Annotated in this window: 17 protein-coding genes and 2 pseudogenes; 7 read left to right on the top strand and 12 right to left on the bottom strand. The window is 69.2% G+C overall.

Annotated features, from left to right (window positions below):
• Positions 1-33 precede the first annotated feature (33 nt).
• The 3 genes and pseudogenes from HEB94_RS19780 to HEB94_RS19770 form a co-directional block, all read right to left on the bottom strand.
• Positions 34-498, bottom strand: a complete 465-nt coding sequence (locus tag HEB94_RS19780) for a MarR family winged helix-turn-helix transcriptional regulator (RefSeq protein ID WP_192751271.1) — start codon at positions 496-498, stop codon at positions 34-36.
• 131 nt (positions 499-629) lie between these two features.
• Positions 630-1,313 (bottom strand): annotated as a pseudogene (locus tag HEB94_RS19775) (MBL fold metallo-hydrolase); the annotation flags it as partial.
• A gap of 199 nt (positions 1,314-1,512) precedes the next feature.
• On the bottom strand, positions 1,513-1,998 hold the full coding sequence (locus HEB94_RS19770; protein ID WP_192751270.1) for a MarR family winged helix-turn-helix transcriptional regulator: 486 nt from the start codon (positions 1,996-1,998) through the stop codon (positions 1,513-1,515).
• A 449-nt stretch (positions 1,999-2,447) separates the two neighbouring features.
• Here HEB94_RS19770 and HEB94_RS19765 point away from each other — a divergent pair, with 449 nt between their 5' ends.
• The gene (locus HEB94_RS19765; RefSeq protein WP_192751269.1) at positions 2,448-3,008 is read left to right on the top strand and encodes an NADPH-dependent FMN reductase; all 561 of its coding nucleotides are present in this window, start codon (positions 2,448-2,450) and stop codon (positions 3,006-3,008) included.
• Positions 3,009-3,211: 203 nt separating this feature from the next.
• Here HEB94_RS19765 and HEB94_RS19760 read toward each other — a convergent pair whose 3' ends face one another.
• The 5 genes and pseudogenes from HEB94_RS19760 to HEB94_RS54645 form a co-directional block, all read right to left on the bottom strand.
• A complete protein-coding gene (locus HEB94_RS19760) occupies positions 3,212-3,799 on the bottom strand; it encodes a hypothetical protein (RefSeq protein ID WP_192751268.1) in 588 nt (195 codons plus the stop codon).
• 71 nt (positions 3,800-3,870) lie between these two features.
• Entirely contained in the window at positions 3,871-4,167 is a 297-nt protein-coding gene (locus HEB94_RS19755; protein ID WP_192751267.1) for a hypothetical protein, read from the bottom strand.
• A 121-nt stretch (positions 4,168-4,288) separates the two neighbouring features.
• Positions 4,289-5,047, bottom strand: coding sequence for a methyltransferase domain-containing protein (locus HEB94_RS19750; protein WP_192751266.1), 759 nt, complete (start codon positions 5,045-5,047; stop codon positions 4,289-4,291).
• A 42-nt stretch (positions 5,048-5,089) separates the two neighbouring features.
• Positions 5,090-6,820, bottom strand: a complete 1,731-nt coding sequence (locus HEB94_RS19745) for a phosphotransferase (RefSeq protein WP_192751265.1) — start codon at positions 6,818-6,820, stop codon at positions 5,090-5,092.
• Between the two features lie 195 nt (positions 6,821-7,015).
• Positions 7,016-7,857: pseudogene (locus HEB94_RS54645) on the bottom strand (small ribosomal subunit Rsm22 family protein).
• Between the two features lie 710 nt (positions 7,858-8,567).
• Between HEB94_RS54645 and HEB94_RS19730 the strand changes: the two are divergent.
• From HEB94_RS19730 to HEB94_RS19710, 5 genes are all read left to right on the top strand, one after another.
• Positions 8,568-8,870, top strand: a complete 303-nt coding sequence (locus HEB94_RS19730; RefSeq protein ID WP_192751262.1) for a hypothetical protein — start codon at positions 8,568-8,570, stop codon at positions 8,868-8,870.
• The gene (locus tag HEB94_RS19725; protein ID WP_238361577.1) at positions 8,867-10,576 is read left to right on the top strand and encodes an amidase; all 1,710 of its coding nucleotides are present in this window, start codon (positions 8,867-8,869) and stop codon (positions 10,574-10,576) included. The genes HEB94_RS19730 and HEB94_RS19725 overlap by 4 nt, the downstream gene beginning before the upstream one ends.
• 183 nt (positions 10,577-10,759) lie before the next feature.
• A complete protein-coding gene (locus HEB94_RS19720; protein WP_337918538.1) occupies positions 10,760-11,440 on the top strand; it encodes an SDR family NAD(P)-dependent oxidoreductase in 681 nt (226 codons plus the stop codon).
• Between the two features lie 231 nt (positions 11,441-11,671).
• Positions 11,672-13,201 (top strand): GMC family oxidoreductase, encoded by a 1,530-nt coding sequence (locus HEB94_RS19715; RefSeq protein ID WP_192751260.1) that lies wholly within the window; start codon positions 11,672-11,674, stop codon positions 13,199-13,201.
• 103 nt (positions 13,202-13,304) lie between these two features.
• Positions 13,305-14,078, top strand: coding sequence for an SDR family NAD(P)-dependent oxidoreductase (locus HEB94_RS19710; protein WP_192751259.1), 774 nt, complete (start codon positions 13,305-13,307; stop codon positions 14,076-14,078).
• Positions 14,079-14,130: 52 nt separating this feature from the next.
• Here the strand turns inward: HEB94_RS19710 and HEB94_RS19705 are convergent, their stop codons facing one another.
• The 3 genes from HEB94_RS19705 to HEB94_RS19695 form a co-directional block, all read right to left on the bottom strand.
• Positions 14,131-14,397, bottom strand: coding sequence for a hypothetical protein (locus tag HEB94_RS19705; protein ID WP_192751258.1), 267 nt, complete (start codon positions 14,395-14,397; stop codon positions 14,131-14,133).
• Positions 14,398-14,582: 185 nt separating this feature from the next.
• Positions 14,583-16,004 carry an HNH endonuclease signature motif containing protein gene (locus HEB94_RS19700; protein WP_192751257.1) on the bottom strand — a complete coding sequence of 474 codons (1,422 nt, stop codon included), beginning with the start codon at positions 16,002-16,004 and terminating at the stop codon, positions 14,583-14,585.
• Positions 16,005-16,131: 127 nt separating this feature from the next.
• Positions 16,132-17,049: a class I SAM-dependent methyltransferase gene (locus tag HEB94_RS19695; protein WP_192751256.1), complete on the bottom strand. Its 918-nt coding sequence runs from the start codon at positions 17,047-17,049 to the stop codon at positions 16,132-16,134.
• Between the two features lie 111 nt (positions 17,050-17,160).
• Between HEB94_RS19695 and HEB94_RS19690 the strand changes: the two genes are divergently transcribed.
• On the top strand, positions 17,161-17,781 hold the full coding sequence (locus tag HEB94_RS19690; RefSeq protein ID WP_192751255.1) for a TetR/AcrR family transcriptional regulator: 621 nt from the start codon (positions 17,161-17,163) through the stop codon (positions 17,779-17,781).
• Between the two features lie 115 nt (positions 17,782-17,896).
• On the opposite strand, the gene HEB94_RS19685 is transcribed toward HEB94_RS19690, so the two are convergent.
• Complete coding sequence (locus HEB94_RS19685) at positions 17,897-19,102, bottom strand: acetamidase/formamidase family protein (protein WP_192751254.1); 1,206 nt, start codon at positions 19,100-19,102, stop codon at positions 17,897-17,899.
• Positions 19,103-19,180 lie beyond the last annotated feature (78 nt).

Genomic DNA, 19,180 nt, shown 5'->3' with positions numbered 1-19,180 from the left:
CACGCGAACCGGCCATGATCCACAGGACACGACTTAGGGTGCGTCGTCCGACGTCCGGCGGGCGAGCGCCTGTCCGGCCGGCAGGTCGGCCACGAACGCCCGGAGGAACCCCGCGACCTGCGTCAGGTCGTACTCCCCCACGGCCGCGTCGACGGTCCGGTAGAGCTCCTCCTCGACCTCGGAAACCTGTCGCGCGATCCGAACGCCGTCCTCGGTGAGGGACAACTCGACGTGCCGACGGTCGTGCGCCGCGACCTCGCGGCGTACGAGCCCGATCGAGACGAGGCGATCGACCAGCCGGCTGGGACTGTTGCCGCTCTCGCAGACGAGCAGATCGCCAAGGCCGGACAGGGTGAGCGGCTGGCGTTCCTGCAGCAGCCGGACCACCTCGGCCTGGGAGGGCGTGATGCCCAACGGGTGCAGGGCGCGGGCGAGCATCCGGTTTCCTTCGCGCTGCGCGGCGAGGATGAGAAACCGGAGTTCTTCAGCCGGACGCATGGGGGAAGGCTCCCTCCTTCAGGGCTGAAGGTAGCGGTCGCGGCCGCCAGCCGGGCCGCCGCCTCCGGGTCGTGAGCCGGCAGGATCACCAGGTCAGGGTGGCGTCGCCGCAGTTCGTTGACCCGCGCCGTGGTCGCACGCAACTGCCGCCTGCTTCCGACACCGGGGACGCGGCCGGCTTGTACCAGATGCGCGTCGTACGTCAGATCGCCGACCATGAGCAGCGGCGGCCGGTGGGGACGGCGCACCAGCAGCGACATCGAACCCGGCGTGTGACCAGGGGTGGACAGCAGCACCAGACTGCCGTCACCAAAGAGGTCGTGCCCCGTGGGGATCCCGTCCGGCCAGTGTTCGACGTCGCCGCCCGGGGTTCGGGGAGGTTCCACGTCGATGCGGCGCCACCGCAGTCCGGGGATGTCGATGTGTGAGCGCAGCAGTCCCCGTAGCTCCGGCGCGGGCTTCCCGAGTGTCTCCCACTCGCGACGACTGACCAGGAGTTCGGCCTCGGTCAGCTCACGCAGGCCACCGATGTGGTCCTGGTGCAGGTGGGAGATCACCGCGGTGTGGACGTCGGCGACGTCGTGGCCGATCGTCGCGAGCCGGGCGGTGAGGGTGTCAGTGGCGTCGATCCGAAAGCGGGCCAGCCGGTCGTACATCACGCCGGTGACACCGCCGGGAAAGTAGTCCGGATTCGTCACCGACGCGCGGTCCTGGCCGGTGTCGAAGAGGACGAGGCCGGCCCGATGCTCGATGACGTAGACGTTGACGGGCCGCGGTGAGGTCCATCGCCTCGACGTGAGCAGCCACCAGTACATCGGCTTGCGCGTCGCTTCGACGTGCTCGGGACGGATCGCGACCGTTCCGGTGCTGAGGACCGAGATCCCTGCGATGGGGTCCGCGATGGGGTCCGCGACAGGGGCGGGAACGTTGACCATGACAGATACATTACACAACATCTATGTCGTGTCACTTATTAGCCCGCAGCATCGGATGCGATGCGGAAGGGGGCTCCCCTCAGTCTTCTTCGCGGCACTCCTCGGCGAGCGCCTTCGGGAGGCCTGCGAGGACTCGCTCGAAGATGGCTTCCAGTGCCTGGAGATCATCCTGGGTCAGGACGTCGAAGAAATAGCGACGAACGGCCTCGACGTGCGCCGGCGCGGCGGCGACGATGGCCGCCCTCCCAGCGTCGGTCAGTCGCACCATGGAGCCACGGGCGTCCTCGTCGCAGTTCTCCCGGACGAGCAGGCCACGCTTCTCCATCCGGCTGACCTGGTGCGAGAGCCGGCTGCGCTCCCAGCCCACCGCGAGACCGAGGTCTCGCGCCCGCAGGACGCCGTCCTCGGACTCCGACAGCGGCACCAGAAGCGCGAACTCGGCGGCGGACAGGCCGTCGTCCCGCAGCATCTGCCGCTCGAGCAGACTCGACAGATCGCGCTTCAGGTGGATGTAGCTCCGCCAGACGCGCGCCTCCTGCTCGTTGAGCCACCGCGGTTCGTCCATGAGCACATCCTACGTCTAATGTTGACGCATCATCAACCGCGATTGCGGGGATACGTCGGCAAAGGACCCGATGGTCATGATCCAGGGTCGTGGCCGCCCGCATCACCAGTGGCTCGCCGTCGGCTTCCCGGGGCCCCTCGAATGTCAGGTGAATCACGCTCAGAGTCGGCCGCGGACGAGTTTGTTGACGTGACACCCGACTTATGTTGACGTGACAGCAGCCTGGCCGTACGGTTTGTTGACGTGACACCAGAACGAGCGACGGGTGCTGCCCCTCGGCCGTCCGACGCGGGCGGGAGCACCCGGTGACGGCCCGGTGGCTAGACCGGCTGTTCCGCCGGAACGCGCCGAAGGACTTCCGCCAGTCACCCCCTGAGTCGAGCCGATCCTCGACCGCAACCCCTGCCCAGGCAACTCCGACCGCCGGGCCACCCCCTAGGAGTAGTTCCATGACCAGAATCGCGATCATCCTCGGCAGCACCCGCCCGGGCCGCAACGGCGAGGCCGTCGCCAACTGGGTGTACGACATCGCGAAGCAGCGCAGCGACGCCGAGTACGAGCTTGTCGACATCGCCGAGTACAAGCTGCCCCACCTCGACGAGGCGATCCCGCCGTCGATGGGTCAGTACTCCCAGCCGCACACCAAGGCGTGGGCCGAGAAGATCGCGTCGTTCGACGGCTTCGTCTTCGTCACCCCGGAGTACAACCACTCCACGTCCGGCGCGCTGAAGAACGCGATCGACTTCCTCTTCGCGGAGTGGAACAACAAGGCGGCCGGCTTCGTCAGCTACGGCTCCGTCGGTGGTACCCGTGCGGTCGAGCACCTGCGCCTCATCATGGGTGAGCTCCAGGTCGCCGACGTGCGTTCGCAGGTCGCCCTGTCGCTGTTCACCGACTTCCAGAACTTCAGCCAGTTCACCCCTGGCCCGCACCAGGCCGACGCGGTGACCACCACGCTCGACCAGGTTGTCTCGTGGAGCAAGGCGCTCGCGACCGTTCGCAACGCGTGAACATCGCCGCGTGAACAGCTCGTCGACTGAGATCCCGTTTGGATCTCCTCCGGCCATCCCGGACCTCGACATCGATCCCGCCCGCGTGCGAGCCCCCCGCACAAGGGCGGGATCGGTGTCGGGTCCGGGATGGCCGTCGACATTTCCGCGTCCGACAGAGCCGGTGCGACGCACGACAGAGACAGTGCGGAGTCAGTGCGTGTTCAGCGCGGGGTCCAGTCGGTGAGCGCGTCCGTGTCGACGGTTCGATGCCACTCCCGGAACGCGGCGTACCCCCGCAGCCCTTCCTCCAGCACCGCACGGTAGACCCAGATCCCCTGTACTGGTTCGCTTCTCTCGTACGCCGCTTCCTTGATCTCGAGAACGGCTTCCCGCGTCGACGGGGTCAGCGCGGCCAGCATCGGTTCGACCAGCCACGCGCTGAGTGGCCCCGGATGGTCGCGGGCGAGCAACCAGTTGTCGATGTTCCAGCGCACGCCTTCACGGTCGTAGACGATTCGCCAGTAGAGGCCCTGGTCGGGCCCGGCCAGCCCGTTGGTGAAGGCGCACCTCGCGACGCCCGGTACCTTCGCGATCTCGTGCAGGAGTTCGAACCCGTCGTCGATCGACGGCTCGTCGGTGAAGATCTCCAGATCGATGTCCGGCTCCACGACGAGGCCGTAGGCGACCGAGCCGCACAGGACCGGGTCACCGTAGCGTCGCCAGCGATCCAGGAGACCAAGCTCGGCGAGAACCTGGTGGGCGTCCCGCACGCGCTGCTCGGTGCGTGCGATGGAGTCGTCTGCGGCCATGAGCACGCGACCGTAGCGGACGCGAACGCGAGTTGGTGAGCCGGGCTGGTGAGGCGGGCCGGCGACGCGGGCTAGCTCGGTGGCCGCCACAGGATCGCGCTGACGGCCAGCCATGCCAGGAAGAACAGGGCGGCCATGGCCCACAGCCCCCCTCCACCGCTTCCGCCGAGGGCGGCGATCAGCCCCAGACCGGCACACACCAAGGCGCCGTACAGCAGGGTTCGTACGTAGGGGTTGTGGTGCAGCCGCGGATTCGCCGACGACTGCTCCGACATCCCCGCCCGGGCGAACTCCGCCTCGCGCCGCACTCGCCAGCTCCGCTGGCGTCGCGCCATCCACCGCGCGTCGTTCTCGTTACTCTCGGCCACGAACGTCGCCCTCCCTCGACATGGTGGAGCGCAACCTACCCGGTGCTGGCGGCTGGTGGCGAGGTCGGAACGCCCTACCTTTCCTGCCGGTTCCGCGCACCGGTTCTGCGGGCGCGTCTCCTCAGGCGCGTGCCGCGGTGACGAACAACCGGTCGTCGGTCCTTCGCCCAACACCGGGTGCGATCTCGACGTCGGTGAAGCCGGCCCGAGCCAGTCGCTGGCGCAGTTCGGTCCCGCTCCAGGGCCGCATGGCGAACTCGTACGTCGACTGCCGCGAGGGTTCTCCGTCCAGGTCGAGCTCGTACTCCTCCCGGACCAGCAGGAGGTCCGCGTTCCAGGTGCTGGTACTGGTGAACGTCAGCCGCCCTCGGCCGTGCAGATCCACGGTCCGACGGTGCGGAGTCCCGTTCGCGCGGCCCCTGGACCCGGCCTCCTCCCGCACGTCCAGCACCACCAGGCCTCCCGCGCGCAGGCTGGCCGCGAACGCGCGGAGTACGGCGTCTCGCTCGTCGTCGGTGGTCATGTCGTTGAGCACACCTCTACAGACGACTGCCTGGTAGAGGGACTCCGGCCGAAACGAACAGAGATCCACGTGCAGGGCCCGTGCGGACGGGCAACGCAGGGCCGCCTGCCGGAGCAGTTCCTTCGACGCGTCGGCGAGATCGACCTCATGCCCTCTCGCGGCCAGCGCGGCGGCGTGACGACCGGTACCGCATCCGGCGTCGAGCACGGCGGCACGCGGGAACCCGGCACGAACGAGCCGGTCGTGGACCGCCGCGGCCCACGGCTCCGGCGAGTCATCGATCAGATGGTCGTAGGCCCAGGCGTACTGGGCGTAGAAGGGGCGCTCCTGACTCGTGCTCGCCGACCGGGACGTCACGTGGATCGATCCTGCCGAGGTCCGCGCCTCGGGTCCTCGCGGTCAGGATGCGCAAGCATCGGCCACCCGCCAGCGCGTGACGACATCGACGAGGGTCTCCGGTTCGTCGAGGTCCAGCGCGTCGGAGACGACCTCGTGTCGGTGCGCCATGGTGGCGACGCGGGTGTCGACGTGTCGACCGCTGAGTTGCTCGTACGCGTGGGCGACTCGATCCAGCAGGTCGACCGGGCCGCCGGCGAGGTACCGCAGGTCCTCGCTGGGGTCACCCATTCGAACGCAGGAGAAGTCCCACACACCGACGAGGTAGCCGACCGGCCCGTCGAGGACGACGTTCCCGAAGTGAAAGTCGTCGTGGAGTACGACCGGGCGCCCAAGCTCGGCACGCTCGCGTCGCAGGGCGGCGATCTCGGCCAGCAGAGTTTCGACGTCGTGGCGGACGACTCTGGGCACCCGATCGAGCCGGTCGAGAATCTGCGCGTCGTCGGAGTCCCCGCCGCCAGGGATCCCGAGCTCGGCGATCTCCCCCGGTGTGAGGACGGCGTGCATCGCCACGAGGAAGCCGGCGAGGGAACGCGCGAGCCGATCGCGTTGATGGGAAGGCGCACGACGGTAGGCCTCGACGTCGAACACGCAGCCGTTCAGCTTCCGGTAGGCCGCGAACTTCGTCCGTTCACCCGTCCACACGATGACGGGTGTGCGCGCCGGCAGCCGACCCGCGATCCGGCGGAGGAGCGCGACCTCGCGTTCGAACGCCACGTGCGGGCGCGGAAACCGCAGGATCCAACCGTCTCTCGTCTCCAGGACGACGCTCTCCCAGCCGGACCTGCGCACCGCGTCCGAGAGGTCGACATCCCGCCCCTCCGCGGCGACCGCCGCGATCAGGGAATCGCGATCCCATGGCATGGTCCGCAAACTAGCGGGGCTCCTCGTGCTCGGGCCACCCGATATCGGCTGACGCGCCCGATCGCACCCGATCGCGCCGGTCGCGCCGATCACAGCCTGCCGATGCGGTCCAGGATCGCGGGCGCCAGCGGATGGACCGGTCGGGCCAGCCCGGTTCGCCGGGACCAGAGGTCGAGCGCGTCGACGTACAGTTCGGCCGTCGCTCGGAGCGCTCGGGTCAGTTCGCCGACCTCCGCGTCGGACGGCAATCGCACCGTGAAGCCTGGTGCGCAGCTCGGCCGGCAGCGCGGTCTCGACGGCGTTCGGGCTCACTCCGAGGAGGGGCACGATGCGCTCGTACGCCAGGCTCACGAGTCCGCACCGCACCATCCAGTGTTGCCCGCGACGCAACCGGCCGGCGAGGTACTTCAGCCACACCCAGGTGGCACCGTCGCTCACTTCGACGTCTGGTTCGAGAGGTTTCCAACCCTCGAAGTCCGCTCGCAGCTTCGCGACGATGTCGTCGCGGTCGAGGATCGCCACGAACCCGTCGGCGAGTCCCCGCCACGGTTTCGCACGGCCGTCGTCCATCGTCAGGTCCAGCTGGGCGGCATCCGCACGGTAGGCGGCGTACCGATAGGGGCGTTGGTGGGACACCTCCCCCGCCCATACACACCCCTCGCCGCCGAGGACCCGGTCGGCGATCTGCTGACGCTCCGCCCACACCTCCTCCCGGTCACCCGCCGTCACGACCAGCAGGTCCAGGTCGGACCATTCATCCGCCCGCCCGGTGGCGACCGAGCCGTACACGAGGGCCGCCGAGATCCGGTCGTCGCCGCTGGCCCATTCCTTCGCCCGTTCGAGCATCTCCTGCGCTGGGTAGCCGTTCACTCGCATCCCCTTCCGACGAGGGTCGCGTCGCCGGGAGACCTCGACCAGTCGTCCCGGAGTACGTGAAGCCAATCACAAGCACGACGAACCGTCGCGGACAGTGTCCGCGGACGGCCAGACCCGCACACCGCTCGCGGCGATCGTCCAGCCCTGGACCGGCAGGCTGACCCTGCCGGTCCGGGCTCGGCTACCGGCTCAGCGTCGGCTCGGACTGGGCGGCGGCGGTGGCCAGGGATCGCCCCAGCCGGTGTCGCGCGCGGCGCGGTACGACGAGGAGTCACGCTTCGACACGGTCGTCTCTCGAAGGCCGTCGTCCCGGGTGCACAGCGGCAGCGTGACGAGCCCCTTGCGGGGACGGGGCCTTCGGACCACCCGCGCCCTCGCCGGGCTGGCCCGAAGCGAGGTCGCGACGACGTACGACACCTTCTGGTCCTCGAATCCTCGCGAGCCGTCCTTCACCCGCCGGTGCAGTGCCGACCGGTCGAGTCGTACGCCGACATGACACCAGTCGTCCCGGCTCGACAGCGGACACGTGCCGTCGTGCGGGCACGGCGCGACGATGCTCAGCCCGGCAGCGACGAGGTGCCCGCGGGCGTCCAGGACGCGGCGGAACCCCTGCGGCGTACCGGGTTCCACGACGACGACAGTTCCGCCCGTGCCGGTCGCCGCCACCACGCCGGCCGCCGTGGCCACCAGGGCCTGACGGGTTCGGGGATCGAGTTCACCGAGGCGTAGGCGACGGTGACCAGGTCGGCCACGGGTACGGCCGTGCCGGACGTGATCGTCTGCTCGCACCAGGTGGCGTTGCAGACGACGGCGCGTGGGCACCGCGCGGCGAGCCGCCGTCCGAGGGTGAGTGCCTCTCGCAGGTGGTCGAGGACGACCGCCGTACGAAGGGTGTCGACGACGTCGGCGGCCGCCCACAACGACGCGCCGGTTCCTCCTCCGAGGTCGAGGAGGGTCTGCGGACGGAAGTCGGGCACAGTCTCGACGGTGCGCAGCAGTACCGACCGCGTCGCGGCGTAGGTGGCCGGCATCCGGTAGACCGCGTAGGCCGCGACGTCCTGGCGGGTCCGCAGGATCGGCCGATCACGCGGACCCGAGCGGTAGGCCTCACTCAGCACACGCACCTGGCGGGCGAGGTTCCGCTGCGAGTGCCGGGGGTGTTCGGAGCGTTCGGAGAGTTCGTCCTCCACCGCCTGGGTGAGGAAGCGGGCAAGAGCGGGCGTCGAGTACTACGCGCACGACGGGCACATCTGGAGACTCCTCGAGCGAAGAAGATCCGGGGAATCCGGCCGGGGCGTGCCGGAGGAAGCTCGGCAGCCCAGGGCACGGCGAAGAAGGGCGACCGGAAAGCCGGTGCCCTGGATGCTTCGACGGCGCGAGAAGAAACCCGCGGACGGCAGGCGTCCGAAGGCGACGTGTCGGGTGAGTTGCCTCAGGAACCCGATCGGGGCAGGCGTCAGCCCTGCGTGGTCGACTCCCGCGTCGAAGCAGGTGCCACCATCAGCGCGGATCGCAACGCCATCTCCCCACCTCCGGGTCGTCGGACAGGTGCGCGCAGCCTATCCACGCGGCCTCGCGAGCGCAGGTGCATAAACGGTCCGCGGGCCGTCCGCGCTCCGCGCGGAAGCACCAACCAGCTGGCCGAAATGGGCCGGTTCATGACCGCTTGATGTCGTGGATACACGTTCGACACGGTTCGGCCGGACAGTGGTGGATCATTCCTGCTCCGCCGAGGAGAGCCATGGCACCCACCCCACCTACCGATGCCGAGTTGGACGTCGCGATCCGCGCTCGACTCGCGTCCCTGGGAATCGACCTCGACCAGCTTCCGCCCGGCACCGCCGCCGACCCGGAGACGGGTTCACCCGGTCGCGACTCCGTACTCGCCTCGCTGCGTTCGTTCGTACGCGGCACTGTCGGCACGCTCGCGGCCTACCAGTTGCCGGCACCCGCCGACGCCGACGCGGATCTGGCGAAGGCTCTCTCGCAGCAGCCGGCGCCGATGCTCTACCCGTCCATCAGCACCGAATGGCGGCAGTCATGACGATCGAACCCATCGACCGCACGATCGACCGGCGCGCGTTCCTCGCCCGTTCCGCGGCGCTGACCGCGGCCGGAGCGATAGGTGCCGTGGCGCTGCCGTCGGCGGCCAGCGCGGCGACCACCGCGACCACCGCGACCGCCACCGCCGCGACCAGGTTCGCTCCGGCGGGTCGCGGCGCGCAGAACCCCGCGTTGGACAACCCGAACGCCTACGTACGGCCGCGCCCCGAGGCGATGGCGGACCCTACGGAGCTGACTCTCGCCGAGGCGGCCTGGACGCTCAGGGCGCGCAAGCTCACTGCGGAGCAGCTTGTCGAGGCCTATCTCGAACGGATCGGCGCCTACGACGCGACGTACCAGGCCTTCAACGTCGTCCTCGCCAGTGCGGCCCTGCAGAACGCGCGCACCGCCGGCAAGACACCGCGTCGCGGTGCGCTGCACGGGATTCCCCTTGCCATCAAGGACAACTACTACACCGAAGGTGTGCTGACCACCGCGAACTCCTACATCTTCCAGGACTTCGTGGCACCGTTCGACGCGACCCCGGTCGCCAGGCTCAAGGCGAACGGCGCGATCGTGCTGGGCAAGACGCAGATGGGACCGCTCGCCACCACGCGGGCAACCACACCGGCGGGCGTCGTCACGACGGTCAACGCCTGGACGCCCACCGATCCAGGCGTCGACCCCGGTGGCTCCTCGACCGGCACCGCGACCTCGGTCGCGGGGCGGATGGCCACCTCGGGAACGGGTACGCAGACGGGCGGCTCCATCACCGCACCGTCGAACGCGCAGAACCTCACCGGTCTCAAGCCGACGATGGGCCGGGTCTCCCTGCACGGCATCATCCCGCTCAGCTACACCCGCGACCACCCGGGCACGCTCGCCCGCGACGCGAAGGACGCGGCCATCATGATGACCGCGATGGCCGGACCCGATCCGGCGGATCCGCGTACGCAGGGGCTGCCCAAGGTGCCCAACCTCATCACCGCGGCGACCCCGATCACCAACCGCGGCAAGGCGAAGTTGCGTTGGAAGACCCGGATCGGCGTGCTGCCCGGCTACACGAGTGGAACCTCCGCCACCGCGCAGGCGCGACAGGCGTTCCTGGCCACCATGGCCGAGATTCCGGGCGCCACCATGGTCGACGTTCCGTTCCCGGACGAGTGGGAGCTGCTCACCGGCTCGGCGTTCAACAACGTACGGCTGCCCGAGCGCAGTGAGCCGTTCATGCCGTACCTCCGTGGCGACCTGCGTGACTTCGGCGTCTCGGTCACCGGCTGGCTGCAGGGTGCGTTGCTCGGCGGGAACGAGTTCCTCACCGGGCAACGGGCGAAGCTCCTTCTGCTGGAGCGGGTGCTGGACCAGATCTTCGACCACTGCGACGTGGTGGTGCAGACGGACCCGGTGCCGTTCGACATCCTCGGCCTGCCGGAGATCGGGTTCCCGATCGGCTTCACCTCCGCCGGCGTTCCGATCGGCACGATCCTGGGCGGCATGCCGTACGGCGAGGACCGCCTGCTGTCCGTGGTGGCGGCGTACCAGGCGAGCACCGACTGGCACTGGCGCCGGCCCCCGAACCCGCCCGAGTCCGCCGCGGCCGGCGGTCGAGTCGCCGCGATGAAGACACAGGGCGTCGTCCGGGCGGCCGCCGCCGACCCGTCGCGCGGTCGGCTGAGCGCCGAGGAGGTCGTCGACCTGATGCAGTAGGGCTCCCGGGGTCCTGGGCTCATGGCTCCCGGCGCGGACTCGGCCACGAAGCACCTGGTCCGCGCTGGGAGCCCTCGCGCTCGCCTCGAACCCGTCGCCGAAGCACCGCCGGCTGTAACGTCCGTCACTCGCGATTGACTCTCACATCAATGTGAAGGTCTAGCTTCTTCGCTGTTGCCTGAGGTGAAGGAGCAGGAGATGTCCGGTGCGGTCGTCATTGGTGCGGGACCGGGAATAGGTCAGTCGGTCGCGCGGCGGTTCGCGCGGGAAGGGCTGCCGGTCGCCCTCGTCGCGCGTACCGAGGCGACCTTGGACGCGGCAGTCCGAGGCGTCGCCGCCTCCGGAGTGCGGGTGATCCCGCTGGTCGCCGACAGCACCGACGAGATCGCGCTGCGCGCCGCACTCGACACCGCGACCGAGGGACTCGGAACTCCGGACGTCGTCGTCTACAACGCCGCGATCATCCAGCCGGACGCGCCCGGGGAACTTTCGGTCCGTGCCCATCTGGACGCCTGGGCGGTCAACGTGGTCGGTGCGCTCACCGCCGCCGCGCACGTGGCGCCGGCGATGGTCCGGCGTGGCAGCGGCTCGTTCCTCATCACCGGCGGAATGCCCGAACCGGACCCGCGGTACGTCAGCCTCTCACTCGGCAAAGCCGGGGTGCGTACCCTGGCGGCCCTGCTCGACAAGGAGTACGGGCCCGGTGGTGTCCACGTGGCGTCGGTCACGGTGGCGGGTCCCGTCGCTCCTGGTACGGCGTTCGATCCGGACGACATCGCCGAGTGCTACTGGCGCCTGCACTCCCAGCCGCGCGAGGAGTGGGAGCAGGAGATCCTCTACGGCGGGCGGCTGACATCGCGGTGACGCGTCCGCCATGCCCCGTGCATGACACCATGCCCGTGGTGATGTTCGTGATCACGGGCATGGGGTCACATACCCACACAACACCTTCAGGATCACGGGACACGGCACCCGGCATCCAGCACCAGGCACTCAGCACCCGGCGCTGCCGGAACGAGGCTCCACACCCAGACGTCGGGTAGCGTCGAACGTACCGCTGTGAAACGCGGAAACGTCCGAGATGGTTGACACCCGATGACTTCCTCGACCAACAGCTACGACTTCGTCGTCGTCGGCGCCGGCACGGCCGGCTGTGTGATCGCCGCACGGTTGTCCGAGGACGCCGGCGTCCGCGTACTCCTCCTCGAGGCCGGCGCGGCGGAACCCCCGGCAGCCGTGGCCGCGCCGTTGGCGTGGCCGAGCCTGCAGGGTACGTCGGCCGACTGGGCCGGCGTCTCCGTTCCGCAGGCCGCGACGGGTGGGAGGATTCCGTGGCCGCGCGGACGTGGCCTGGGCGGATCCTCCTCCATCAACGGCATGGCCTTCCTGCGTGGGCATCGTTCGAGCTACGACGCGTGGGTGCGGGCCGGCGCCGAAGGCTGGGGATTCGATGACCTGCTCCCCTACTTTCTGCGGAGCGAGCACGTCGAGGGACGCGACCCCACGGTCCGGGGCGACGCCGGCCCTGTGCACGTGGCGCCCGCGCACTCGCTGCACCCGGTGACCGAGGCGTTCCTGGCCGCGGCGAGCGAGGTCGGATACCCGGCGGCGTCGGACGTCAGCGGTGGGCTGGACGAGGGCTTCGGGAGCAACGATCTGAACATCGTCGACGGTAGGCGGCAGAGTGCCGCCGACGCCTACCTCGTCCCGGCGCTGGACCGGCCCAACCTCGACGTGGTGACCGACGCGCTGGTGCACCGGACGCGGCTGCACGCCGGGCGCTGCACGGGCGTCGAGTACAGCGTCGGTAGCGAGGTCTTCGTCGCGGAGGCCCGCGGTGAGGTCGTACTGACCGGCGGGACCGTGGGCTCACCACTGGTGCTGATGCGATCGGGCATTGGTCCGCGGTCCCACCTGCGCGACGTGGGGGTCGACGTCGTGGTGGACCTTCCCGGTGTCGGCGCGAACGTCCAGGACCATCCGAGGTCGACCGTCATCTATCAGGCGGCTGGGCCCATGCCGGACCGTACGAACAGCCACGCCGACGCGCTCGGGCTGATTCGCAGCGACCCCGAGCTTGACGCGTTGGACCTGCAGCTCCAACTCGTCGACATTCCGTACTTCGCCCCGGCACTGCCTCCGCCGATGTCCGCCGACGCGTCCGGCTACAGCATTGCGCTCGCGGCGATGACGCCCCGCAGCCGCGGTTCGGTCCGACTCGCCGGCGCCGACCCGGGCGAGCCCCCTGTGCTGGATCCCAACTACTACTCCGATCCGCACGACCTCGAGGTGATGACCGCCGGCCTTCGCGTCGCCCGACGGATCGGAACGGCGGACGCTCTGGAGCCCTGGCGCGGCCGGGAGGTGTTCCCCGGCGGCGAGGTGCGGGACGACGCGAGCATGCGGGAGTACCTACGCAGGAGCCTGCGTACCTATTCGCACCAGGTCGGTACCTGCCGGATGGGGACGGACGCCCTGGCCGTCGTCGACACCGGCCTACGCGTGCGCGGCGTCGAGGGCCTGCGGGTGGCGGACGCCTCGGTGATGCCCACCATCGTGTCCGCGAACACGAACGCCACGGTGTACGCCATCGCCGAACGCGCCGTGGACCTCATCCGCGGATAGCCACTGCCCGCACGTTTCCCGTCGTCGACACGGTCGAGGTGGGCCAGTGGCACCGGTACGGTCGTACTCCACACTTCGGCCACCACGACGGGGGACGATCGACATGCGACGGTTCGATGGGCGGGTCTCGCTGGTGACGGGAGGCGGGCACGGGATCGGTCGCGCGTCCGGGCTCAGGTTGGCCGCCGAGGGATCATCGGTCGTCCTTGCCGACGTCGACCTGAAGGCGGCGCTGGAGGTCGCCGACGAAGTCAACCGATCCGGGGGGACGGCGATCGCCGTCGGGTGTGACGTCACCGACCGGGCCTCGGTGGACTCCGCGGTCGAGCTCGCGACGACACGGTTCGGGCGGCTCGACGTACTCGTCAACACCGCCGGCGGCATGCGCGACGGAACGACGTTCCTGGACACCGACGACGACGCCTGGGACCGTCTCGTCGACCTCAACCTCACCGGCGTCGCGCGCTGCATCCGGGCCGCGCTCCCCCACCTGCTCGTCGCGCCCGACGGCGGCAGCGTCGTGACCATCGGCTCCGTCAACGGCATGAGCGCTCTCGGTGGTGAGCCGTACTCCGCTGCAAAGGCGGGCCTGCAGAACCTCACCGTCAACCTCGCCTCGCGCTATGGTCCACACGGCGTACGGTTCAACCTCATCGCGCCCGGAACCATCCGCACCCGCGTGTGGGACACCCAGCCCGGTGCGCTCGAACGCCTCACCAGGCTCTACCCGCTCGGCCGGGTCGGCCAACCGGAGGACATCGCGGCTGCCGTCGCGTTCCTCGCCTCCGACGACGCGGCATGGATCAGCGGCGTCGTGCTACCCGTCGACGGTGGGCTGCTCGCCTCCGGACCCATGGCGCTGCGAACGGATCGCTGAGCCACGACGCCCGGGCCGGTCCTTCTGTTTCTGTGCCTGGGTCGTGCGGACGTCAGCGGTGTCGAGGGTGGAACCTGCTGGTCGAACGACGTGGATCGCCGATCTTCAGCACCATGGCACCGAGGCGTTGACGGCGACCGGTTCCACTGCACTTGTGACACCTGCGGTGGGCGCCACCGAAAAGCGCGCCCTTGTGGATCGAGGTGCCCTTACATCTGCCGCACTGCGTATAGGGATGGAGATAGAGACTGAGGACGTAGCCGACGACGACGATGGCGGCACCGAAGAGCAGGACCAGGTCCGGGTTTTGCTCGAACACGCTTCCCCCATATGCAGGTGTGTAGAAGGACGACCGCCTCGGTCGCTGACGCGGCCCGAGGCAGGTTGACCCCGGCGATTGCTGATCGCATTACCCTTTTCTCATCCGGGGATAACGTGCTCGGGCGATCTTCTTCGCGGCGGTCCTCCACTCCTGCTCCACCAGGACACTCCGGCCACCTCAGCTCAGCGTCGGATGGTGGTGTCGTTGGGGCGGATGGGGTTCTGGTGGCGGTCGACCCATGGTGGTGGGGTGTATTCCGGGTGTCCGTCGCCGCTCATGCGGACGGTCCAACCCTTCGTGTGGATGACGGTGTGGTGGTGTTGGCACAGGAGGACGCCGTTGTTCAAGTCGGTCGCTCCGCCGTCTACCCAGTGCCGGATGTGATGCGCTTCGGTCCACTTCTCGGGCCGTCTGCAGTCGGGGAAGTGGCAGAAGTAGCCGTCCCGCTCGGCGAGTGCGTGTCGTTGGGAGGACGTGAACAGCCTGGTCCCCCTGCCGAGGTCGAGGACGGCCCCGTCACCACCCAGCACCATGGGGATGATCTCCGCGTCACACGCCAACTGTCGCACCAAGGTGGCTGACAACGGCGGCCCCGTGATCCGATAGCCGATCATCTCCTGCCGCCCGCTCCCGTCCTCGTCGCTGTGGGTCTTCACGTGCAGGTGCGCGGGTCCGAAGTCGGTGAGGACGGAGTTGAGGGTGCCGTACCCGAGTTTGTTGGCAAGGTTGTCGTGGTTCATCGTCACGGTGAGGCGTGGCCGTGTGCCGCCGCGGGTGGGTGCGTCGACGGCTGCCTGGGCCAGGGCGACGAGTTCGGCGAAGGCGTCGGCCTGACGGCGTTCGCTGCTGCGCAGGTCCGGCCCACCAGGACCGCTCGGACGCGGCCGAGCCAGCGGATCCAGGAGCGCCTGCAGGATCGCCGGGGTCGGCAGATCCGCCCGCAGGAAAACCGTGCCCATCCCGTCGCGGACCGGGCCGAAGCTCAGGGTGCGGTTCTCTCGGGCTCTGCGTTCCTGCTCCTCCAGTTGCTTCCCGATCCGCCGTTCAGCGTCCTCAGGGGCGATCACCTCGTAGAGGTGCTTGCCGGCCTTGTCCAACTCATCGGTGTCGAGGGCCTGCGCACTGTCGAGCAGGAACGCTTCCGCCTCCGCCTTCACGTCGGCGTCGACGTCGTTGGGCAACCGTCGGATCGCACGTTCGATCACCTGCGCCTGACCCAACGAAATCTCACCGTCAGAGAGGGCTTCACCCGTCGAACGGAGCATCTGGTCCAGCGCCTTCGCCAACCGCACCGACACCGACGCCTCACGACGCCCCATCCGCGTCACCTGCCGCACCCAACCCGCAGTGTTCGCAGCACCGGTCAGCTTCTTCACCTCGTTCAGCTCCGCCTGCCGCGTCAACGACAACCGCAACGACGCCAGCCTCGCCTCGCAGACAGCGATCTGCCGCATCGCCCCTTCGTACTGATCCAGCGGCAACGACAGAGTCGGGCACTCCACCGCACCGTCGAGCTGCTCACCCACACCAGCAAGCCAAGCCAGCAACGGATGCGCGAAGCCCGCACCCCCGCTGCCAGCACCGGTGTCGATGTCCATGACCATGACCAAACCCTAGACCCGACCACCGACAACAACCCCAACAAAACAAGGGCATCCGAGCCCATCGGCAAACTCGTTCTGACAACTTCCGCCCACCCCCCGACCAGCGCGGAGGAGAAGTCGCGACCACCTACACGGGACGCAGCGCCTGAACCAGCCACAACGCGCTGGGCAGGCTGACACCGTTATCGTCGACGTACTCGCCCAGCGCCACGGCCACCTCGTCACGGGCCGACGCGACCGCAACCGGGTCGATGCCGCGCAGGTTGAACTCCATCGGTCCCATCAACAAGAAGAAGTCGGCCGCGTCCTTGGCGTCCGCCCCGAACACCATGGGGATCCGCAGGGGCTCGATGCTCACTTGCGTGAAGCCGGCGGCCGAGAGCGCCGCGTGGGTCCGCTCCGGGTCCGCCAGCGACGTAGGTCCCACGCCACCCGTCTCGGCGCCGGGCCGGCTACCGTCACGGTCGGCGCGCTGACGTTCGTCGTCCGTGCCTTCGACGTTCTTCCTCGCTTCCTCCGCGCCTCGCATCAAAGCCCACAAGGGCGCCAGTGCACGGGCGAACGGATCCTCCCTCGACACCTCCTGCGCGCACACGAACGTCAGTCGTCCGCCCGGCCGCAGGGCGCGTCCGATGTTCGCGAACGCCGCGACCGGGTCGGAGAAGAACATGATCCCGCCGCGACTGATCGCCACGTCGAACGTGTTCTCCTCGAATGGGTACACCTGTGCGTCACCCTGCACGAAGGTCGCGTTGTCGATGCCATCGTCGACCGTCGAGGCGCGGGCTCGCTCCAGCATCGGCGCCGACAGGTCGACGCCCACCGCGTGGCCGCGGGAGGCTCTGCGTGCGGCCAGGCGGGTGGTCTGGCCGTTGCCGCAGCCGACATCGAGGACGCGGTCGGTGTCCGCGATGGCGGCGGCGTCGAACAACGGTTCGTTCATCCCGCCGTTCACGAGGTCGTAACGCTCCTGGTACTCCGCCCAGTGGTGGCCCTCGTAGCCGTTCCAGGCCTCGGCCTGATGGGTGTTGACGATCGCTGGCATCACAACTCCTCGTTGACAGGTGACGCGCGGAAAGGCTCCGGAGCGCGTACGACGTCCCCATATCTCTGACGTCGCTGTCAAAGCTAACCGATACCGCTAATCTTGACAACCATGTCTGAGCTTTCACCCGAACGGCCACGGCGCCGGAGACGTGCGGACGCCGAGCGCAGCATCGCCGCGATCCTCGACGCGGCTGTGGCCGTGCTGGGCGAGCGGCCCGACGCGAAGATGGAGGAGGTCGCGGCGGCCGCGGGGCTGACCCGGCAGACTCTCTACGCGCACTACCCCTCGCGCGAGGCGTTGCTGAACGCCGTCGTCGACCGCGCCACCGCGGAGGCCGTCGCGGCGCTGGACGCCGTACACTTGGACGAGGGGTCACCGACCGACGCGCTGATCCGCTTCCTGGACGCCAGCTGGTACATCTCGGAGCGGTACCCCCTGCTGTTGCGGCTCCCGATCGCGTCGGCGGTCTCGAGACCCGAACGGGAACGTCACGCGCCCGTACTCGACCGCCTGGAGCCACTGATCCGTCGGGGGCAACGAGCCGGAGAGTTCGACCGGAGCCTTCCTCGCTCCTGGCTGCTGGCCGCCACGGTGAGCCTCGCGCACCTGGCCGGCGAGCGGGTCAGCGCGGGCGAGATGACACCGGCCGAAGCGGCGAAGGCCCACAAGCGCAGCGTTCTACGCCTCTTCGGCGTCGACGAGACACGTGCCGGACGGCGTCGAGGGTGAGCGGACGGCCGCAACCCCTCCTTGCCGACCACGGTTTTCGCTGGTCGAAGAGAAGTCGTGCCTTCCGCTCACCCTCGATGCTGTCGACTCCCGACAGCTCGGCGCCGAACGCCGATCAGTCCGCCCAGTAGCGCGGAACGTGCTTGAAGATGCCCTTCGGGATCTTGCCATGGACCACCTTGGTGAAGTTGACGGCCTCGGCGATCTCGAAGTCGACCGCCACACTGCACAAGGTGTAGGCGTCGGCGGCGGACAGCCCCATCTCCGCCCGCAGGAAGTCGACCGCCTCCTGCAGCGAGATCGCCAGCGCCGCGTCGAGGTCGACGTCGATGCCCATGGTGATGAAGTGGGTACGGTTCTCCGCGCGCGGCCACGGCGCGTCGACGTTCTTGTGCACGAAGAACTGCACAGTCGTGGTCAGCGACGTCTCGATCGCCGTCCCGTCGACCTCACCGTCGCCCTGCGCGGTGTGGCCGTCGCCGGTCGAGAAGAGCGCACCGTCGTTGAAGACCGGCAGGTAGAGCGTGCATCCGGCGATGAGGTCGCGCAGGTCCATGTTGCCGCCGTACGCACCTGGTGGGCGGGAGCTGACCTTGCCGAGCTCAGGCGCGGGGGCCGTGCACATGATGCCCTGGAAGGCGTCGATGGGGACGTCCACGTCCTTCGCCACCTTGGCCAGCCGCTTGCGCAGGTCGAGCGGGATGACCTTCGTGGACTGCTCGGTCAGGAGGTCGGGGAGTACACCGGTGCCGGGTCCGGTCCGGTTGACGCCGTACGGCACCCGGGCGTGCGACTCGAGAATCCGCACCTCGAGCACGTCGCCGGGCTCGGCGCCCTCGACGTACGTCGGTCCGGTGAGCACGTGCGCGCTGAAGCCGGGCTCGGGAGCCTTCGCGGCGTAGACGTCGATGGCGTCCTTCAGGACCTCGCCCCGGTGGATGCCGTACTGACCGAAGAACGACACCGGGTCGGTGCCGTTGATCATGCCCTGGTGGGAGAGCGTGTCGATGGTGACCACGTCGCCGGGACGAACGCGTAGGACGGGCTTGAGCGCGGCGTCCATGTAGCCCCAGTGAACCGTGTCCGGACGCGAGGCGAGGTGGACCCGCCGCCCACCCTTGGGCATCGGGACCCGATCGTGGGCCTGCGCCTCCGCCGCGGTCGGCGCGACCAGACCGGCGGCACCGACGGCCGCGAGGCCGGCACCGCCGGCAAGGAGTGAACGCCGTCGCAGACTCGGGCGGAGTGTCGTAGTGGGGTGCTCATCGCGGACAGCGTTGGCCGGAGAGGTGTCATCAGGGCCGGGACGACCAGTGTGCATGCGGCTCCTTCACATCGAGACGACACGCCAGACCGTAGGCCGCGCGCCATTCGTATTCCGTTGCCGTCGCGTGACGAT

The organism is Actinopolymorpha pittospori (genome assembly GCF_014873875.1).
GTDB lineage: Bacteria > Actinomycetota > Actinomycetes > Propionibacteriales > Actinopolymorphaceae > Actinopolymorpha > Actinopolymorpha pittospori.
This window is presented reverse-complemented; position numbering and strand designations above follow the sequence as displayed.